The 18,327-nt window shown below is 62.0% G+C and carries 16 protein-coding genes; 5 read left to right on the top strand and 11 right to left on the bottom strand.

Annotated elements, in window-relative coordinates; genetic code table 11:
- Positions 1-3: 3 nt before the first annotated feature.
- The 4 genes from macA to ubiE form a co-directional block, all read right to left on the bottom strand.
- The gene (macA, locus tag JNB71_RS08375) at positions 4-1,263 is read right to left on the bottom strand and encodes a macrolide transporter subunit MacA (RefSeq protein ID WP_220371381.1); all 1,260 of its coding nucleotides are present in this window, start codon (positions 1,261-1,263) and stop codon (positions 4-6) included.
- A 231-nt stretch (positions 1,264-1,494) separates the two neighbouring features.
- Positions 1,495-1,737: a hypothetical protein gene (locus tag JNB71_RS08370; RefSeq protein WP_018323758.1), complete on the bottom strand. Its 243-nt coding sequence runs from the start codon at positions 1,735-1,737 to the stop codon at positions 1,495-1,497.
- A gap of 115 nt (positions 1,738-1,852) precedes the next feature.
- The gene (gene ubiB / locus JNB71_RS08365; RefSeq protein WP_220371380.1) at positions 1,853-3,427 is read right to left on the bottom strand and encodes a 2-polyprenylphenol 6-hydroxylase; all 1,575 of its coding nucleotides are present in this window, start codon (positions 3,425-3,427) and stop codon (positions 1,853-1,855) included.
- Positions 3,428-3,489: 62 nt separating this feature from the next.
- The gene (gene ubiE / locus JNB71_RS08360; protein WP_220371379.1) at positions 3,490-4,266 is read right to left on the bottom strand and encodes a bifunctional demethylmenaquinone methyltransferase/2-methoxy-6-polyprenyl-1,4-benzoquinol methylase UbiE; all 777 of its coding nucleotides are present in this window, start codon (positions 4,264-4,266) and stop codon (positions 3,490-3,492) included.
- Positions 4,267-4,444: 178 nt separating this feature from the next.
- Between ubiE and mutM the strand changes: the two genes are divergently transcribed.
- The 3 genes from mutM (at position 4,445) to dnaA (ending at position 8,333) form a co-directional block, all read left to right on the top strand.
- The gene (gene mutM, locus JNB71_RS08355; protein ID WP_220371378.1) at positions 4,445-5,335 is read left to right on the top strand and encodes a bifunctional DNA-formamidopyrimidine glycosylase/DNA-(apurinic or apyrimidinic site) lyase; all 891 of its coding nucleotides are present in this window, start codon (positions 4,445-4,447) and stop codon (positions 5,333-5,335) included.
- Positions 5,336-5,540: 205 nt separating this feature from the next.
- Entirely contained in the window at positions 5,541-5,807 is a 267-nt protein-coding gene (gene rpsT / locus JNB71_RS08350; RefSeq protein WP_018323753.1) for a 30S ribosomal protein S20, read from the top strand.
- Between the two features lie 1,074 nt (positions 5,808-6,881).
- Positions 6,882-8,333: a chromosomal replication initiator protein DnaA gene (dnaA, locus tag JNB71_RS08345; protein WP_220372215.1), complete on the top strand. Its 1,452-nt coding sequence runs from the start codon at positions 6,882-6,884 to the stop codon at positions 8,331-8,333.
- Positions 8,334-8,429: 96 nt separating this feature from the next.
- On the opposite strand, the gene JNB71_RS08340 is transcribed toward dnaA, so the two are convergent.
- The gene (locus tag JNB71_RS08340; RefSeq protein ID WP_220371377.1) at positions 8,430-9,821 is read right to left on the bottom strand and encodes a leucyl aminopeptidase family protein; all 1,392 of its coding nucleotides are present in this window, start codon (positions 9,819-9,821) and stop codon (positions 8,430-8,432) included.
- A 143-nt stretch (positions 9,822-9,964) separates the two neighbouring features.
- Here JNB71_RS08340 and JNB71_RS08335 point away from each other — a divergent pair, with 143 nt between their 5' ends.
- Complete coding sequence (locus JNB71_RS08335) at positions 9,965-10,789, top strand: tetratricopeptide repeat protein (protein ID WP_223215805.1); 825 nt, start codon at positions 9,965-9,967, stop codon at positions 10,787-10,789.
- Positions 10,790-10,798: 9 nt separating this feature from the next.
- Here JNB71_RS08335 and JNB71_RS08330 read toward each other — a convergent pair whose 3' ends face one another.
- Positions 10,799-11,689, bottom strand: coding sequence for a LysR family transcriptional regulator (locus JNB71_RS08330; protein WP_220371376.1), 891 nt, complete (start codon positions 11,687-11,689; stop codon positions 10,799-10,801).
- Between the two features lie 108 nt (positions 11,690-11,797).
- Here JNB71_RS08330 and JNB71_RS08325 point away from each other — a divergent pair, with 108 nt between their 5' ends.
- A complete protein-coding gene (locus tag JNB71_RS08325) occupies positions 11,798-12,649 on the top strand; it encodes an oxidoreductase (RefSeq protein WP_220371375.1) in 852 nt (283 codons plus the stop codon).
- 72 nt (positions 12,650-12,721) lie between these two features.
- On the opposite strand, the gene JNB71_RS08320 is transcribed toward JNB71_RS08325, so the two are convergent.
- The 5 genes from JNB71_RS08320 to JNB71_RS08300 are packed head-to-tail and all read right to left on the bottom strand — an operon-like array spanning position 12,722 to position 18,233.
- Positions 12,722-13,708 carry a type II secretion system F family protein gene (locus JNB71_RS08320; RefSeq protein ID WP_220371374.1) on the bottom strand — a complete coding sequence of 329 codons (987 nt, stop codon included), beginning with the start codon at positions 13,706-13,708 and terminating at the stop codon, positions 12,722-12,724.
- 10 nt (positions 13,709-13,718) lie between these two features.
- The gene (locus JNB71_RS08315; protein WP_220371373.1) at positions 13,719-14,729 is read right to left on the bottom strand and encodes a type II secretion system F family protein; all 1,011 of its coding nucleotides are present in this window, start codon (positions 14,727-14,729) and stop codon (positions 13,719-13,721) included.
- 8 nt (positions 14,730-14,737) lie between these two features.
- Positions 14,738-16,216, bottom strand: coding sequence for a CpaF family protein (locus JNB71_RS08310; RefSeq protein WP_220371372.1), 1,479 nt, complete (start codon positions 16,214-16,216; stop codon positions 14,738-14,740).
- 32 nt (positions 16,217-16,248) lie between these two features.
- Entirely contained in the window at positions 16,249-17,538 is a 1,290-nt protein-coding gene (locus JNB71_RS08305) for an AAA family ATPase (protein ID WP_220371371.1), read from the bottom strand.
- A gap of 29 nt (positions 17,539-17,567) precedes the next feature.
- Positions 17,568-18,233, bottom strand: a complete 666-nt coding sequence (locus JNB71_RS08300) for a CpaD family pilus assembly protein (protein WP_223215827.1) — start codon at positions 18,231-18,233, stop codon at positions 17,568-17,570.
- Between the last annotated feature and the right edge of the window lie 94 nt (positions 18,234-18,327).

Raw genomic sequence — 18,327 nt, 5'->3', positions numbered from 1 at the left:
GCCTCAGAACATCGGCGGCATGCCGCCCATGCCGCGCCGGGAACTGGAGCGACTGGAGGCTGCCGGCTTGTCGGCCGACCCCGTGCCAACCACGACGGCGTCGTTTTCGGAAAGACCCTGCTTGATCTCGACACGCACCCGGTTGCGGATGCCGGTCTCGACCTTGCGCGTTTCGCGGGTGCCGGAGGCGGTGACCACGGTGACTTCGCCGGACTTGCCATCGGCATCGGAGCGGACCGCCGCGGCAGGGACCGTCAGCACGTTGCTGGCCGATGACTGCACGAAGAAAACTTGCGCCGTCATGTTCATCATCAGCGCACCTTCGGGGTTCGGCACGTCGAACAGGGCGTAGTAGAGCACGACGTTGTTTTCCGTCGACGGCGTCGGCTTGATCTGCCGCAGCTTGCCGGGGTAGCGCTTGCCGGGCTGGCCAAGCAGCGTGAAATAGGCATCCATGCCGGTCTTCAGCTTGCCGACGTCCGCCTCCGACACCTCCGCCTCGACCGTCATCGTCGAGAGATCGCCAACCGTGACGATCGTCGGCGCCGTCTGGTTGGCGTTCAGCGTCTGGCCTTCCGTGGCCGAGGTATTGACCACCGTGCCGCTCATCGGCGCATAGATCTTGGTGTAGCCGAGGCTGATGCGCGCGTCCTTCAGCGTCGCCTGCTGCTTACGGATCTGAGCCTTGAGTGCATCGACATTGGCCTCGGCCGTCGCCAGAGCGGCAATCGCCTCGTCGAGCGCCGACTGGGCGGCACTGTTGCCTGCGACAAGCGCGCGCTGGCGCTTCAGATTTGCGGCGGACAGGACGACCTGCGCCTGCTTGTCGATCATCTGGGCCTGCAGGTTGGCAAGTTCTGCCTCGGCGATCTCGATCTGCGTTTCGATCGAGGCACTGTCGATCTCGGCGATCAGCTGCCCCTGGCTGACGCGGTCGCCGATCTCGACCTTGAGGCTTTTCAACTGGCCGGAGACCTGGGCACCGACATCGACGTCCTTGATCGGGCTCAACAGCCCTGTCGCCGTGACGCTGTTTTCGATATCGCCGCGCAACGGCGTCTCGGTGACGATGGTGTCGGTCGCACTCTGCTTGCCGTAGGTCGACCAGCCGTACCAGCCGGCGCCGGCGGCAGCGATCAGGACCGGCAGGATCAGCCACCACCGCCGCGATCGGGCGCGTTTCTTCCGCACCGGCGCGGGCCTGGCAACGGGTTCCTCATCCTCGACGACCGCGGGGGCAATTTTCCGGGTGGCATCCGCCATTCAAGCAACTTTCAGACTATTTGACGTCGGGGCAAACAATTCCCGAAATAACTAGGCAGCAACTACGCCTTATTGAAGTCGGACGGGATGAAATCTTTGTAATGTTTTCCATTTTTCGTTTCACAATGTTTCTGCGGGCCTCGACGCTCGTCTCGGGGGCCAGCCATGCATGAAAAACCGGCGGTTGGAACCGCCGGTTTTTCAAAGGTGCCGTTCTGCGGGGAGGCCGGATCAGTTGCAGACCCTGATGCGCTTGACGACAAGATTGCCGTAGTAGTCGTACTCGCGGACCTTCTTGGTCCAGCAACGGGGCTCGTAATAGCTCTTGTAGTAGTGGCGCTTGTGACCGTAGTGGTGGCCGCCGTGATAGCCATCATAATAACCGCCGCCATAGTAACCGCCGGCCTGGGACGGTGCGGCGAAAGAAAGGGCCGCGCCAGCGGCAACGATGGAAGCGATGATCAGGTTACGCATGATTGTCTCTCCTGGATTGGCTGGATGAGCCCGCCTCATCCTTGAGAAAGACAATCTCACGCCTGCGCCCGCCGCACAGTTCCCAATGGAACAGGGCTGCGGCAGTGTCGGAAAATCAGAATGCGGCCCAGGCGATATAAAGCAGCGTCAGCGCGATGATCCAGAGCGCCAGGCGGCCGGATCGACTGTGGCGCGCTTCCGAACGGCCGATCGCCTCGGCGGTCGCCTCGTCGAAGCGCAGGCCGTTTTCGGCCATGCCCGTCAGATCGCGGGAGAACTTTTCGGTTTTCGCCGCTATCTCCGGTGCCGCCTCGGCAAGCCTGAGGGCCGCATGAAGCCCATCCCTGACGTCGGAGACGATCCGTTTCGGGCCGAGATTGTCCCGGATCCAGGCGCCGACCACCGGCTCGGAGGCCTTCCACATGTTGAAGCGCGGATTGAGCGTGCGGGCGACACCTTCGACAACGACCATGGTCTTCTGCAGCATGACCAGTTCCGGGCGCGTCTGCATGTCGAAGAGTTCGGTGACCTCGAACAGCAGCGTCAGGAGCTTGGCCATGGAGATCGTCTCGGCCGGCTGGCCGTGAATCGGCTCGCCGATGGCGCGGATCGCCTGGGCAAAGCTTGCGACGTTGTGATGGCCGGGCACATAGCCGGCCTCGAAGTGCACATCGGCGACGCGGCGATAGTCGCGGGTGATGAAACCATAGAGGATCTCGGCGAGGAACCGGCGCTCCTTCTTGCCGAGACGGCCGACGATGCCGAAATCGACGGCAACGACCATGCCCTTCTGATCGACGAAGAGATTGCCCTGGTGCATGTCGGCATGAAAGAAGCCGTCGCGCAGCGTGTGACGCAGGAAGGACTGGATCAGCGTATCGGCAAGCCCGTTGAGATCATGCCCCGCGCGGCGCAGGCCCTCGACATCCGAGAGCTTGATGCCGTCGATCCATTCCATCGTCACGACGTCGCGGCCGGTGCGCTCCCAGTCGACTTTCGGCACGCGGAAACCCGGATCATCGGCGGCGTTCTCGCCCAGCTCCGACAGGGCCGCAGCCTCAAGCCGCAGGTCCATCTCGACCTTGGTGGTCTGCTCCAGCGTTTTCGTCACCTCGACCGGGCGAAGCCGGCGCGTGTTCGGCAGGAAGCGCTCCTGCAGGTGCGACACAAGGAACATCGCCTCCAGGTCATGGGCAAAACGCTGGCGCACGCCGGGGCGGATCACCTTGACGGCGACTTTCTGCTCGACGCCCTCGCGCAGCACCGTGGCAGGGTGAACCTGGGCAATCGAGGCGGCGGCGATCGGATCGCCGAAGTGCGCGTAAAGCTCGGCGACCGGCCGGCCGAGCGAACCTTCGACGACGGCGCGCGCCTCCTCCACCGGGAAGGTCGCCATGCGATCCTGCAGGAAGGAAAGATCTTCGGCGAAATCGGCGCCGACGACGTCGGGGCGGGTGGCCAGGAACTGGCCGATCTTCACATAGGATGGCCCCAGTCGCTCGATGGCGCGCGCCAGCCTGTCGCTGCGGACCTCGTGTCTGGCACGACGGCGGGCAAAGAGACCGGCAAAGGCTTGCCCCACGCCGATCAGCGGCGGCAGGTTTTCCGACGGCAAGGCGGAGATAACCCCCTCGCGCACGAGCACCCAGCCGATACGGACCAGGCGTAGATAGGCTCCGGGCGTACTCATGATGCCTTGCCGCCGCGCAGGACGAGGCACTCAGCGCGCTTCACGAAAATGGACATCATGCGTCAGATCTTCCAGGCGGAATGCAGCGCGGCAATACCGCCGGTGTAATTGGTGAAATTGACGCGGGAGAAGCCCGCCCTCGCGATCATCGCGGCGAAATCGCGCTGGTTTGGAAACTTGCGGATCGATTCGACCAGATACTGGTAGGGCTCGGCGTCGCCGGTGACCATTCTCCCGAATTTCGGGATCGCGTTGAAAGACCAGCTGTCATAGACCTTGTCGAGCAGCGGCATGTCGACCTCGGAGAATTCCAGGACGAGAAGCCGGCCGCCACGCTTCAGCACGCGATAGGCTTCCGACAGGGCGACATCGATGCGCGGCACATTGCGGATGCCAAACGCGATCGTATAGGCATCGAAGGTGTTCGCCTCGAAGGGCAGTTCCTCGGCATTGGCCTCTACGAAGGTGAGATTGGGCGTCAGCCCCTTCTTTTCGGCACGCTCGGCGCCGACGGCGAGCATCGAGCCGTTGATGTCGAGCACAGTTGCGTGCGCCTTGCGGTCGGAGGCCTCGACGATACGGAAGGCGATATCGCCGGTGCCGCCGGCCACGTCGAGAACCTTGTAGTCCTCGGAGCGGCGCGGATTGAGCGCCGAAATCATCGCATCCTTCCACGCGCGGTGCAGGCCCATGGACATGACGTCGTTCATGATGTCGTAGCGCTTGGCCACCTTGTGGAAGACATCGTTGACGAGCGCCTGCTTCTCGCCCTGGCCAACCTGGCGAAAACCGTAGGAGGTCTCCATGCCGCCATCGGCAGACGTGCGCTCACCTGTCATTCCGAAATACTCCGTTCATCGCCATTCAAGCCGACCATAGCGAATTCGCTTGATCCACGCTATCTCTCCAAGAGGCACTTGCCTGCGGCATTCCAGTCCTTGTTGGCCTGCTATAGGATATGTGCGCGGCGATTGGAATTGCCAAATAAGTTCACTCATTTGGCGCGAGGAGATGTTGATGCCGGAACTTCCCGAGGTGGAAACCGTCAGGCGGGGGCTGACGCCAGCCATGGAAGGCGCGCTGCTGGTGCAAGCGGAACTGCGCCGGCCGGACCTGCGCTTTCCCTTCCCGGCCGATTTTTCCACACTCGTTTCCGGCCGGCGCATCCTGTCGCTCGGGCGGCGGGCGAAATATCTCCTGATCGACCTCGAAGGCGGCGACGTGATCATCGCCCATCTCGGCATGTCCGGCTCCTTTCGCGTAGAGGAAGGCGCGGTATCCGGGACTGCGGGCGATTTTCATCATCCGCGCGGCAAGGACGAGAAACACGATCATGTCGTTTTCCATCTTAACGGGACCAAGGGGCCGGCGCGTGTCATCTATAACGATCCGCGCCGTTTTGGCTTCATGGACATTGCCAGGCGCGACACGCTCGCAAGCCACGCCTTCTTCCGCAATCTGGGCGAGGAGCCGACCGGCAATGTGCTGGACGCGGCCTATCTCGCCGCGCGCTTTGCCGGCAAGGCGCAGCCGCTCAAATCCGCACTGCTCGACCAGAGGAATATTGCCGGGCTCGGCAATATCTATGTCTGCGAGGCGCTCTGGCGCGCCGGCCTGTCGCCGCAAAGGGCGGCCGGTTCGCTGGTCGATGCCAGGGGCAAGCCGAAGAAGACGCTGACGCTGCTGACCGGGGCGATCCGCGCCGTGATTACCGATGCGATCGCAGCCGGCGGCTCGTCGTTGCGCGACCATATCCAGACCGATGGTACGCTCGGTTACTTCCAGCACTCGTTCTCCGTTTATGACCGCGAGGGGCAACCTTGCCGGACAGCAGGTTGCAGCGGCAGCATCGCGCGCGTCGTCCAGGCGGGACGCTCGACATTCCATTGCCCGAAATGCCAGAAGTAGCGGTACCGGCACGCACGACCCCGGCGGGCCTGTTTTCAAAAATAGCGCGTTGACTGAGGCGGGGTTTAGGGTTATATGCCGCCCTCAGTTTGGAAAGCCGCTCCAAGGTTTTCCGATATTGCTCCCGAATTGCTTGGATGACAGGTCGCAGTGACCCGGCACGGCGAATTGGGAGTTTTTGTCAGATTTCGAAGAGAGACACCAAATGGCCAATACAACTTCGGCGAAAAAAGCGACCCGCAAGATCGCCCGCCGCACGGAAGTCAACAAGTCCCGTCGTTCGCGCGTTCGCGGTTTCATTCGCAAGGTTGAAGAAGCCATCGCTTCCGGCGACCAGGCCCTTGCCCAGGCAGCCCTGAAGGCAGCCCAGCCGGAACTGATGCGCGCCGCCACGAAGGGCGTGCTGCATGCTAACACGGCATCGCGCAAGGTCTCCCGTCTCGCCAGCCGCGTAAAGTCGCTTTCGGCCTAAGCCGGCTTACGAAAATTGCATCAATGATTTAGCCCGGTCCTGCGACCGGGCTTTTCCGATTCGCGCTGCTCACCTGCCAATGCCTAATCCTTGTGCAGGACGACATGTCAGCTCGATGACATATTTTTTTCAGCAAAATCAATTGTTTGCGAGAGGATGCTGTCGCATGCGCCCGTCCCGTCGGGGGTCATTGGGGTGCGCGGCGAGTCAAGAAATTTTTTATTTTTTTTGTTTTTCGCCAGCTAACTTCCGAGCCAAAAATCAAAGCCCTTGATTCAAAAGCGATTCTCTTTGACGGGCGTCGAGCCCATGCAGGACACGCTATGAGAGTCAACGGCCAGCTCTTGCCGAAGCGTAAAAAACACGATTGATCTTGCATCACGATCCTGCCTAAATGCCTCCACGGAAGGCGCGGGGGATACCTGTAGACAAGATGAAAAGGCGGCTCTTTCAAGGGGCCGCGCAGTTTCACTTGAACCTTCTGTAACGGGGTGGTTCCACAACGTTCCATCAATCAGTAACAGGTGTTTTCAACCGCGCAACATGCTTGCTCGGAATGATGGTTTGCGACTTTTGGTTGCGCTCTATGGAAACATTCTCGGGATACCCGATGCTGTGCCGGCGTTTGCCGTGCTAAACAGGGCGGGTGGCCGTGGTGCGAAGGAAACTGGCCTGCCCGTTGTAACGAGGGTCGGGAAGGGCCGGAATGGCAGACTGGGCGGAGCCGGGTTCACGAGGTCCGGGTCCGGACAGGGATTAAAACCGTGCAAGCGGGACATGCGTTTTGCCTTCAGGCTGAACGGATTTGCACGGAAACCGGGTCACGAGAGGAAATGAGGATTCCTCTCGTGGCACGGCGAGCGTCTGAATTGGGCGGCATGCCTTTGAACGAGGGCCGCGCATGAAAGACATAAAGGCGGATGCTGTCAGCAATGACGGCATCGCGGAATAATATTGGAAGGCGGCAATATGCTAAGCAATTCGGTTACGGCGGCGATTGTATTCGAAAATGGGGAGAATGTACGTCAGATCGGGACAACCCCGGCAGACGGCGCGGCGGGGGACAAAGGCGAAATCGCGCATAATGCGCTCTTCGAACGCGTCAGTGCGCGTTTGAAAGCCCAGGTCGGCGCCGATGTTTTTGCCAGCTGGTTCGGCCGGCTGAAGCTGCACTCCGTTTCGAAGAGTGTGGTGCGGCTCTCGGTGCCGACGACGTTTCTGAAATCCTGGATCAACAATCGCTATCTCGAACTGATCACCGGCCTCTTCCAGCAGGAGGACGCCGAGATCCTGAAGGTGGAAATCCTGGTTCGCAGTGCCACGCGCGGCGCGCGGCCCGGCCTTCACGAGGATGCCCCCCAGGCACACCAGCCCGACACAACTGCGCCGGCCGCCACGCGCCGGACATCGCCGCAGTCGCTCGCCCATCATGCAACCGCCACGGTCAGCACGCTTCAGAAGTCGCAGCCGGTCGCAGGACCGCTGTTCGGTTCGCCGCTCGATCCGCGCTATACCTTCGAGAGCTTCGTCGAGGGCTCCTCGAACCGCGTGGCCCTTGCGGCGGCAAAGACGATTGCCGAGGCCGGCGCGGGTGCGGTGCGCTTCAACCCGCTGTTCATCCATTCGACGGTCGGTCTTGGCAAGACGCATCTGTTGCAGGCGATCGCCGCCGCGGCGATCCAGAGCCCGCGCGTACCGCGCGTCGTCTATCTGACCGCCGAATATTTCATGTGGCGCTTTGCAACCGCGATCCGAGACAATGATGCGCTGTCGCTCAAGGAAACGCTGCGCAACATCGATCTCCTGGTGATCGACGACATGCAGTTCCTGCAGGGCAAGTCGATCCAGCATGAATTCTGCCATCTTCTCAACATGCTGCTCGACAGCGCCAAGCAGGTCGTCGTTGCTGCCGACCGGGCGCCGTGGGAGCTGGAATCGCTCGATCCGCGCGTTCGCTCGCGTCTGCAGGGCGGCGTCGCCATCGAGATGGAGGGGCCGGATTACGAAATGCGCCTCGAAATCCTCAAGCGCCGCCTCGAAGTCGCCCGTCAGGACGATGCCTCGCTGGATATCCCGGCCGAAATCCTGAGCCACGTCGCCCGCAACATCACGGCGAGCGGCCGCGAGCTGGAAGGGGCCTTCAACCAGCTTCTCTTCCGCCGTAGCTTCGAGCCGCAACTGTCGATCGAGCGCGTCGACGAGCTGCTTGGCCATCTTGTCAATGCCGGCGAGCCGCGCCGCGTTCGCATCGAGGACATACAGCGCGTCGTCGCCAAGCACTACAACGTGTCGCGGCAGGAACTGGTCTCCAACCGCCGCACCCGGGTGATCGTCAAGCCGCGCCAGATCGCCATGTATCTGGCCAAGACGCTCACCCCCCGCTCCTTCCCCGAAATCGGCCGCCGGTTCGGCGGACGCGATCACACGACCGTGCTGCATGCGGTGCGCAAGATCGAAGACCTGATTTCCGGCGACACCAAGCTCAGCCACGAGATCGAACTTTTGAAGCGGCTGATCAACGAGTAGCACTGGTTCCCTCTTCTCCCGCCGGGGAGAAGAGGGAGCTATCGGCGCCCCCTTCCCGCACCCGCGAATCGAGATGGGACTTTCCCCACCGGCGCCCTATTTCTTCCCCTTCTCAATCAAATGATACAACGCGCGGATCGCCTGCGCCTCGCCGCCGAGCGGCGAGTGCGGACGTTCGGCCGGTGCCCAGCCGAAGATGTCGAAATGCGCCCAGCTCCTGGCGTTGGTGACGAAGCGCTTGAGGAAGAGCGCCGCCGTGATCGACCCGGCCATGCCGCCTGAAGGCGCATTGGTGAGGTCGGCGATGCGGGCCGAGACGTCCTTCTCGTAGCCCTTGTAGAGCGGCATGCGCCAGAGCGGATCGTCGACCGTGAGGCTTGCTTCGGTCAGGTCATGGGCCAGATCCTCGTCGTCGGTGTAGAACGGCGGCAGGTCGGGGCCAAGGGCAACGCGGGCCGCGCCGGTCAGCGTCGCCATGTCGATGAGGAGATCGGTTTCCTCCTCGTCGGCATAAGCAAGCGCATCGGCAAGGATCAGCCGGCCTTCGGCATCGGTGTTGTCGATCTGCACCGTCAGCCCCTTGCGACTGCGATAGATATCGCCCGGGCGGAAGGCATTGGCGGAGATCGAGTTTTCGACCACGGGCACCAGCACCCGGAGGTCGACCTTGAGCTTTGCATCCATGATCATCAACGCGAGACCCATGACATTGGCCGCGCCGCCCATATCCTTCTTCATCAGAAGCATCGAGGCGGCCGGCTTGATGTCGAGGCCACCGGTGTCAAAGCAGACGCCCTTGCCGACCAGCGTCACCTTGCGGTGGCCCTTCTTGCCCCAACGCATTTCCAGCAGGCGCGGCGCCTCGGCGCTGGCGCGGCCGACGGTATGGATCAGAGGGAAATTGTTCTTCAGGAGATCGTCGCCGGAGACGACGGAAACCTTGGCCTTGTAGTGTTCGCCGAGCGCCCGGAAGGCCTCCTCCAGCGCGTTCGGCCCCATGTCGTTGGTCGGCATGTTGATGAGATCGCGGGCGAGAAAGACGCCGGCAAGCTGGCGCTTGATGTCGGCTGCATCGGCATCGGCCGGGATCATCAGGGTCGGCGCTTCGCTCGCCGCGAGCTTGTAGCGGTCGAAGCGGTATGAGCCGAGGCCGTAGCCGAGCGCCAGGCGGTTGGCCGTCAGCGGCGCGGTCTCGATATGCCATTTTCCGGCCGGCAGCGCGCGCGCCAGCTTGCCGGTCAGGAACGGTGCTTCCGACGGATTGGCGCCCAGCCCGAACAGCGCACCGCCGAGATGGCCGTCCTGCGAGGGGATCAGCAGCACCGCGCCGGACTCGGCCTTGAAGCCCGCCTTGCGCGCCCAGTCGAGCGCGATCGGATCGATGGCGCCAAGCTCGATATGGGCCGGCGTCACCGCGAAGATCGGCAGGGTCTTGCCGGCGCTGGTGTTGAACGGCGATGGACGGTCGATGAATTGATAGGAGGCCATGGAAATCCCTAAAGAAGGCGCGACGCAGAATCACCCGATTAACGCTCCGTTAGGGTTAACAGACTATTGCTGGAGTGAAGATTGCGCCGATTTGTTGGGGATTGCGTCCGGTGCTCTAACGAACTGCTTCAGGGGCATTGGTAATGACGTCACGCGGACACTCGTCTCTTTCCCATCACCGATTTCTGAAAGCCGCCTCACTGGCGGCCTTGGTTGCCTTGGCGCTGTCCGGCTGTGCGTCGCAGAAGAAGGAACTGACGACCGGCTCCGTTCCGGCGGCCAGTTTCTCCAAGCCGGTTCAATCGATGAACGCGACCGAACTGGCGGCAGCGGCCGAAAGCATCGGCAAGGCCTATGAACGCAACCCGAAGGACCGCAATGCGGGCCTCAACTATGCGAACATGCTCAGAATGACCGGCCGCAACGAACAGGCGCTCGCGGTGATGCAGCAGGTAGCCATCGCCTACCCGACAGACCGCGAAGTGCTCGCCGCCTATGGCAAATCGCAAGCGGCTGCAGGCCAGCTGGAACAGGCGCTGAACACGATTTCCCGCGCCCAGACGCCCGACCGTCCGGACTGGAAGCTGAAATCGGCAGAAGGCGCGATCCTCGACCAGCTCGGCCGCGCGCCCGAGGCGCGTCAGCGCTATCGCGAGGCGCTCGACATCCAGCCGAACGAGCCAACGGTCCTTTCCAATCTCGGCATGTCCTACCTTCTGAACAAGGACCTGAGGACGGCGGAAACCTACCTGAAATCCGCGGTCAGTCAGCCCGGCGCCGACAGCAGCGTAAGGCAGAACCTGGCGCTTGCCGTCGGATTGCAGGGGCGCTTTGCCGAAGCCGAGCAGATTGCCCGGCAGGAGCTTTCGCCCGACCAGGCGGAAGCCAACGTCAAATATCTGCGCTCGATCATGTCGCAGCAGAACGCCTGGCAGAAGCTGTCCAAGGAAGACAAGGGAACGAACTGAGCCGTCCGTTCAGCGCCTTGCCTTGACGAAATCAAGGAAAGCGCGCAACGGCCCCGGCAATTGCCGCCGGCTGGGATAATAGAGGAAAAAGCCCGGATAGTAGGGGCACCAGTCCTCAAGGACACGGGTCAGCCGCCCATCCGCCACCGCTTCGCTCGCCTGGCTCTCGAAGACATAGGCCAATCCGGCGCCGTCCAGCGCCGCCTGCAGCATCGTATCCTGGTCACCCAGCGTCAGCGGCCCCTGGACATCCATGTCGACTTCGACGCCACCCCGCTCAAACTCCCAGCGGTAGAATGCACCGCTGGCAAACCGGTAGCGGATGCAGGGATGATCTTTCAGATCATGGGGTGTGACGGGTCTTGCATGCCGCTCGAAATGATCCGCTGACCCCACGACCGCAAACCGATGGCGCGGGCCGATGGGAAGCGCGATCATATCGGCGGCGATCGTCTCGCCGAACCGGACGCCTGCATCGAACCCGCCAGACACCATGTCGACGAGCGCGTCATCGACGACGATCTCGGCCTCGATGGCAGGATGCGCTCTCAGGAAGCGGGCGATGATCGGCAGCAGCACGAGCTTTGCGGCGGCGCGGGGCGCATTGATCCTGAGTTTGCCGAAGGGTTGGTCGCGAAACGTGTTGAGTTCCTCCAAAGCCGCGTCGATATCTAGAAAGGCGGGGCGAACCCGCTCGAAAAGCCGCTCACCGGCTTCCGTCAGGCCGACACCGCGCGTGGTCCGGTTCACCAGCCGAACACCCAGCCGTTCCTCGATTGCACGTAATGAATGGGAAAGCGCCGATGCCGTTACACCGAGGTCAACCGCGGCCTTGCGGAAACTGCGATGCTGGGCAATCGCCAGAAAGACGGACAAGTCCTGCGGCCGGATTCGACGCATTGATGAAATTTCCTCACTGACCTGCGGAAGAGAGATCGGATTATCTCATCTATCATGCTGAGTTACCTTGTTCCTGCAAGCAAATTCCAACGACGAAAGGAAAACGTCATGCGTGTATGGTTCATCACTGGCGCCTCCCGCGGCTTCGGCGCCCTCATCACCCAGGAAGCTCTCAATGCCGGCGACGCCGTCGTCGCAACGGCCCGCAATCCTCAGACCGTCATCGAGCGTTTTGGCAATCATCCCAACCTTCTTGCTGTCGCTCTCGACGTCACCAACGAGAAGCAGGCCTTTGCCGCCGCAGAACAGGCCATCAAGCGTTTCGGCAGGATCGACGTTCTGCTCAACAATGCCGGCTACGGCCTGCTCGGTGCCGTCGAAGAGGCAACTGCGGAGGAAATCGAGAAGCTCTACGCCACGAATGTCTTCGGCCTTCTCAAGGTCACCCGCGCTGTGTTGCCGCATATGCGCCGCCAGCGCTCAGGCCACGTCATGAATATCTCGTCGATCGGCGGTTACACCGGCTTTCCCGGCTGGGGCGTCTACGGATCGACCAAATTCGCCATCGAGGGGCTTTCGGAATCGCTGGCGATGGAGGTCGAGCCGCTTGGAATCAACGTTACCGTCGTCGAGCCGGGCTTCTTCCGTACCGACTTCCTGGATGAAACCTCACTCGCGATCAGCCCGAGCTCGATTGCCGACTACGAGCAGACGCCAGCAGGTGCGATGCGCGATTTCGCAGCCGGCAAGAACCACCGCCAGCCTGGTGACCCTGCCCGGCTCGCCAAGGCCATGATCACGCTCGCCAACGCGGATAACCCGCCGCTTCGCATGCCCTTCGGCACGGATACGCTGGCTGCGATCAGCGAGAAAAACGCCAGCGTAGCCCGCGAAGTCGAAACATGGCGCAAGCTTTCTGAATCGACGGACTTTCCGGCCGAGGCCGTTGCCGCCAACTGACCGAAAGACAAAGCGCCGCCCCTCAAGCGGCGCCTTGTCGTGTGCGCCGGCTTTTCAGCCCGCGTCGGTCGCTCAGAATTTGTCGGAAACCTGTATGCCTGCCGGGCCGAGAATAACCGCGATCAAGACGGGCAGGAAGAACAGGATCATCGGCACGGTGAGCTTCGGCGGCAGGGCAGCCGCCTTCTTCTCGGCCTCGTTCATACGCCGGTCGCGGCTTTCCTGGGCCAAAACGCGTAGCGCCTGGGCGATCGGTGTGCCATAGCGGTCAGCCTGGATCAGCGCCTGCATGACGGCCTTCACCTCCTCAAGCCCGGTTCTGGTGCCCAGATTTTCGAGCGCCATGCGCCGGTCTGGCAGGAAGGAGAGCTCCGCAACTGTCAGGACCAGTTCCTCGGCAAGAGGCGCTGACTGCGTGGCGATTTCGTCGGCCACGCGCCGCATGGCCAGTTCCATGGAGATGCCCGATTCCACGCAGATCAGCAAAAGGTCGAGCGCATCCGGCCAGGCCCGGCGGATGGACTGCTGACGCTTCGAAACGGCGTTCGAGATGAAGATATTGGGCGCATAGAAGCCGAGATAGCCGGTGCCGATAACGGCAAGGATCCGCATCGGCAACGGCTTTTCACCGAGATAGCCAAGACCAAAGATGTAGAAGGCGCCCACGCCCAGAAAGAGGAAAGGGAGACTGACGCGGGCGACGAGAAACACGTTCAGCGCGTTCTGCGAGCGATAGCCGGCCGATTTCAGCCGGTTGACGGTCTTGTCGTCGACCAGTGCCTTGCGCAGGTTGAGCCGCTCGACGATCTGGCGCACCGAAGTGTTGTTCTGGGCGCGCAGCGACGTCTTGCCGCCGGATATCTCGGCATTCAGGCGGGCACGTTCGCGCGCCCGGATCAGTTCGCGTTCGGTGGCAACCGACTTCATCCGCTTATCGAGGTTGCCTTTCTCGAAGAAGGGGACGGCCAGGGAATAGAACGTCGCCAGCACGGCCACCGCAACCAGGAAGGCGACGATGAGGTTCGGATCGGTCAGAGTGTTGATCATGCCCTCGCTCATGCCGGATTTCCTAGATGTCGAAGTTGATCATGTTGCGCATCACCCAGATGCCGATGCTCATCCACACCGCCGAGCAGCCCATGATGATATGGCCGCGCGGGTCGGTGAAGAGGATCATCATGTATTGCGGAGACGTCATGTAGACCAGGAGGGCGACGATGAACGGCAGGGCGCCGATGATGCAGGCCGAGGCCTTGGCTTCCATGGAAAGCGCCTGGACCTTGGCTTTCATCTTCTTGCGCTCGCGCAGCACCTTGCCGAGATTGCCGAGCGCCTCGGAAAGGTTGCCGCCGGCCTGCGCCTGGATGGCGATGACGATGGCGAAAAAATTGACCTCCGGCAGGGGGATGCTGTTGATCATGCGGGCGCAGGCTTCCGGGATGTTGAGGCCGACCTGTTGCGCCTCGATAATGCGCCTGAACTCGGCTTTCACCGGCTCCTGCCCGTCGCTGGCGATCAGCCGGACGGCATCGTTGAGCGGCAGGCCGGACTTGATCGACCGGACCATGACGTCAAGCGCATTGGGAAATTCGTCCAGGAATGCCTTGCAACGGCGCTTGATCAGGAAATTGACGAACCAGCGTGGAACGCCGGCCGAACCGATGAGCAGAATGCCGCCAACGATCGGCAGCATTGCCCCGGCGATCAACGCCATCAAGGCGGCGACAAATCCGAAGACGACGCTGCCGATATAGAATTGCGTAACCGAGATCTTCAGGCCGGCCTGCACCAGCCTGACCTTCATCGAAGGCTTGGCCTTCGCTGATTTTTCCTGCTGCTTCTTTTCGAGATCCTTCAGCGAATCCTGCACCGACTTTCGCCGCTTCGACATCTCGGCCATGCGGTCTCGCGCCGCCTTGACCTTGACCCGGTCGGTCTCGGCGGCCTTGACCTTGCGGACGCGACTTTCCGCCTTCTTCTCGGTTTCGATGCGCGTGAAGAGAATGCCATAGGCAAGGCCGGCCGTTGCAAGGGCGACGAGACCGACGATGGCCAGAACGGTGATGTCTATTCCGAGCATGAAGGCGGTCAGTCCTTTTCCATCGCGTCGAGGGTCGCGGCCAGCCGCTTGTCTTCGTTGAAATAGCGGGCGCGGTCCCAGAAATGCGGGCGGCCGATACCGGTCGACTTGTGGCGGCCGATGATCCTGCCGTTGGCGTCTTCGCCCTCGATCTCGTAGCGCAGCAGGTCCTGGGTGATGATGACGTCACCCTCCATGCCGATGACTTCGGAGATATGGGTGATGCGGCGCGAACCGTCGCGCAGACGTGCTGCCTGGATGATGATATCGATCGAACCGGCGATGATTTCGCGCACGGTCTTCGCCGGCAACGTATAGCCACCCATTGCGATCATCGATTCCATACGGGCAAGGCATTCGCGCGGCGTGTTGGCGTGGATGGTGCCCATCGAGCCGTCGTGACCAGTGTTCATCGCCTGAAGCAAGTCGAAGACTTCCGGTCCGCGCACTTCGCCGACGATGATCCGCTCGGGCCGCATACGCAGGCAGTTCTTGATGAGATCACGCATGGTGACCTCGCCCTCGCCTTCAATGTTCGGCGGACGGGTTTCAAGGCGCACGACATGCGGCTGTTGCAACTGCAGTTCGGCCGTATCCTCGCAGGTGATGACCCGCTCATCCAGGTCGATATAGCCGGTCAGGCAGTTGAGAAGCGTCGTCTTGCCGGAGCCGGTACCGCCGGAGATGACGACGTTGCAGCGAACGCGGCCAATGATCTGCAAGAGCACCGCGCCTTCCGGCGTGATGGCGCCGAATTTGACGAGCTGGTCCAGCTTCAGCTTGTCCTTCTTGAACTTACGAATGGTCAGCGCCGTGCCGTCGATGGCAAGCGGCGGGGCGATGACGTTGACACGCGAGCCATCGGGAAGACGGGCATCGCAGATCGGCGAGGATTCGTCGACGCGACGGCCGACCTGCGAGACGATACGCTGGCAGATGGACAGCAGTTGTGCGTTGTCGCGGAAACGCACCTCGGACTCGATCGTCTTGCCGCCCACTTCGATGAAGGTCTGGCCAGCGCCGTTGACCATGATGTCGGCGATGTCGTCACGCGCGAGCAGTGGCTCCAGCGGGCCGTAGCCGAGAACGTCGTTGCAGATGTCCTCGAGCAATTCCTCCTGCTCGGAGATCGACATCGCAAAATTCTTGATCGTGATGATGTCGTTGACGATATCGCGGATTTCTTCGCGTGCGCTCTCGTTGTCGAGCTTGGCCAACTGCGACAGGTCAATCGTGTCTATCAGTGCCGAGAAAACCTGCGACTTGGTGTCGTAATAATCCTCGGTGCGAGCCGGCTTTTTCCGGACCGGCGGCGGGGATGGCGGGGCGCGGGTCACCGGCGTCGTTTCGCGGGCGGGCTCCGCCAGCACGGGTGCAGCCGGCCGCTCGGATACGGCGACGGGAGCAGCGGCGGGCACGGGCGTTTGCTTAAGGGGGGTGATGGTGCCACCCTTTCCGAAGCCTTCGTTTCCTCGTTTACCAAACATGCTCTCAAATCCGATTTTCGTCTAAATATCAGTTATTTGCGCCCAAGCATCCCGAGCACCTTGCCAAGGCCGCCCTTCTTGGGCTTCTTGGCTGTGGTCCTGCCCGTCACCAGATGCGCGAGTTGCGAGAATATTTCCGCGGTCGGTGATTTCCTGTCGGTCTCGGCGATCATCCGGCCGCTGTTCGCTGCATTTCCGAACAGCACGGCATCGAACGGTATGATCGCGACCGGCTCGATCTCCAATGAATCGCAGAAGTCGCCCGGTGATATTTCCGGCCGCTTCGGCATCCCGACCTGATTCAGCACCAGATGCGGCGTCTTGTCGTTCGGCCGGATTTTCTTGAAGGAATCGAACATGTTCTTGGCATTGCGCAGGTTGGCGAGATCGGGCACGGCGACAACCACGACCTCGTCGGCCTCCGCCAGCACGGTACGGGTCCAGTCCGCCCACAAATGCGGCACGTCGAGGACGGAGACGGGCGCGTTGCGCAGCAGGATTTCCATCAGCGGCTGGAACGCCGTTGCGTCGAAGTCATAGGGGCGGTCGAGCATGGAAGGTGCCGCAAGCAGCGACAGGTGCTGCGAGCACTTGGTCAGGAGGCGATCGAGGAACACCTCGTCCAGGCGCTCCGGTGAGAAGACCGCTTCTGAAATGCCCTGCGGCGGATCCTGGTCAAAATTGATGTTGGCGGTACCGTAGGGCAGGTCAAGATCGGCCAGCACCACCTCGGTCGAGAACAGGTTCGAAATGCCCCAGGCGCAATTGTGGGCGAGCGTCGAGGAACCGACACCGCCCTTGGCGCCGATGAAGGCAATGCTGCGGCCGAGCGGCTCGGCTTCGGGATCGACGAAGATGGCGGCAATGGCGCCAAGAATGTCGGGCATGGCGACGGGAGCAACGATATATTCGGAAATGCCGTTGCGGATCAGTTCGCGATAGAGCGGGATATCGTTGTAGCGACCGATGAGGATGACCTTGGTCGAGGGATCGCAGACAGCGGCGAGCGGTGCCAGTTCCGCCATCAGCAGGCGCGGTTCCGTCGATGTTTCAAGAATGATCAGGTTTGGCGTCGGTGCCGTCGAAAACATGTTGGCGGCGGCGGCAATCGAGCCGCTGTTGATCCTGAGGCTGACCTTGCTCATCCGCCGGTCCTGGCCGCAGCGCTCCATCGTGCGCTGCACGGCTTCGGTTTCGCAGAAGGCATGCACGGAGATGCGGGGAAGTGGCCGCAGCTGATCGACATCGCTCGGGCGGACCGCATCGGCATAGCCATCCGGCTCGCCGGATGCAGTCTCTATCTTGTAGTCAATCGTGCTCATGATGCTGTCCCGTCAAACCGCCCGGAGTATCAATTGTTGTTGATGTTGATGGTCGTTTCCGTCCCGGTTGGGACGCCACGGTAGTCGCTGATCACCTGGCCGCGCTGGACCGCATCGATCGGCGACATGTCGCGCGGGCCGAGCAGATCCATTGGGTTGGCAATCTGGGCCGCGAGATTGGCCTGACTGGCGCACCCAAAATTCTCGTAGTTCTTGTTCTCGATCGTATTGACGACGAGGTCCTTCGGCCAGTTGCCACAGGGTGCGGTCTTTGCCGTAATCGCCGTATAGCTGAGCCGGATCGGCGCTGCGTCCCCCTCACCGCTTGCCTGATAGCTTGCTTCGGCAAGGCGCCCTGCCGGAATCCCGGCGCCGACCAGCACGCCACGGACTTCCTTGCGCAGCGCCGATGCGGCATGGGCGTTGACCGAGCCGGTGGGTACCAGGATCTGCACCGTGCCGGTGGCAGAATCCCTATAGTTCGAAGCAAAACCACGGATGACCTCGCGCGCGCCCATGGTCAGGTGCCTGTCGCTGGAGGCGACGGGCACATCGATCGCATGCTCCGCCTCGGCAATCACGATTGGATGGCGGGTGCGGTAGTCATCGGGCAAGGCGCCGGTCGACATGCCGTCGCGGCTGGCGCAGCCGGCAAGGGTCGTGCCCGCCAGCAGCAACGCACCGATCGCCAGCATGCGCGCGAACCGAACCGCACCGGTGGAGATGTTTGGCCGCATGGTCGATTGCCCCTTGATATTGCGGTTCAGGATGATCTTGGTCGTCATGTCC

The sequence above is a fragment of the Rhizobium herbae genome, assembly GCF_019511375.1.
Taxonomy (GTDB): domain Bacteria; phylum Pseudomonadota; class Alphaproteobacteria; order Rhizobiales; family Rhizobiaceae; genus Pararhizobium; species Pararhizobium herbae_A.
The sequence above is the reverse complement of the archived record's forward strand: the minus strand, read 5'-3'. Positions and strand labels throughout refer to the sequence as shown.

Excerpts from the sequence above, each read along its gene's own strand:
- rpsT (WP_018323753.1), top strand. The coding sequence starts at position 5,541 with ATGGCCAATACAACTTCGGCGAAAAAAGCGACCCGCAAGATCGCCCGC.
- JNB71_RS08320 (WP_220371374.1), bottom strand. The coding sequence starts at position 13,708 with ATGAGCGAGGGCATGATCAACACTCTGACCGATCCGAACCTCATCGTC.
- JNB71_RS08310 (WP_220371372.1), bottom strand. The coding sequence starts at position 16,216 with ATGTTTGGTAAACGAGGAAACGAAGGCTTCGGAAAGGGTGGCACCATC.
- JNB71_RS08305 (WP_220371371.1), bottom strand. The coding sequence starts at position 17,538 with ATGAGCACGATTGACTACAAGATAGAGACTGCATCCGGCGAGCCGGAT.
- ubiE (WP_220371379.1), bottom strand. The coding sequence starts at position 4,266 with ATGACAGGTGAGCGCACGTCTGCCGATGGCGGCATGGAGACCTCCTAC.
- mutM (WP_220371378.1), top strand. The coding sequence starts at position 4,445 with ATGCCGGAACTTCCCGAGGTGGAAACCGTCAGGCGGGGGCTGACGCCA.
- JNB71_RS08300 (WP_223215827.1), bottom strand. The coding sequence starts at position 18,233 with ATGCTGGCGATCGGTGCGTTGCTGCTGGCGGGCACGACCCTTGCCGGC.
- JNB71_RS08330 (WP_220371376.1), bottom strand. The coding sequence starts at position 11,689 with ATGCGTCGAATCCGGCCGCAGGACTTGTCCGTCTTTCTGGCGATTGCC.
- JNB71_RS08370 (WP_018323758.1), bottom strand. The coding sequence starts at position 1,737 with ATGCGTAACCTGATCATCGCTTCCATCGTTGCCGCTGGCGCGGCCCTT.
- JNB71_RS08315 (WP_220371373.1), bottom strand. The coding sequence starts at position 14,729 with ATGCTCGGAATAGACATCACCGTTCTGGCCATCGTCGGTCTCGTCGCC.
- macA (WP_220371381.1), bottom strand. The coding sequence starts at position 1,263 with ATGGCGGATGCCACCCGGAAAATTGCCCCCGCGGTCGTCGAGGATGAG.
- ubiB (WP_220371380.1), bottom strand. The coding sequence starts at position 3,427 with ATGAGTACGCCCGGAGCCTATCTACGCCTGGTCCGTATCGGCTGGGTG.
- JNB71_RS08335 (WP_223215805.1), top strand. The coding sequence starts at position 9,965 with ATGACGTCACGCGGACACTCGTCTCTTTCCCATCACCGATTTCTGAAA.
- JNB71_RS08340 (WP_220371377.1), bottom strand. The coding sequence starts at position 9,821 with ATGGCCTCCTATCAATTCATCGACCGTCCATCGCCGTTCAACACCAGC.
- JNB71_RS08325 (WP_220371375.1), top strand. The coding sequence starts at position 11,798 with ATGCGTGTATGGTTCATCACTGGCGCCTCCCGCGGCTTCGGCGCCCTC.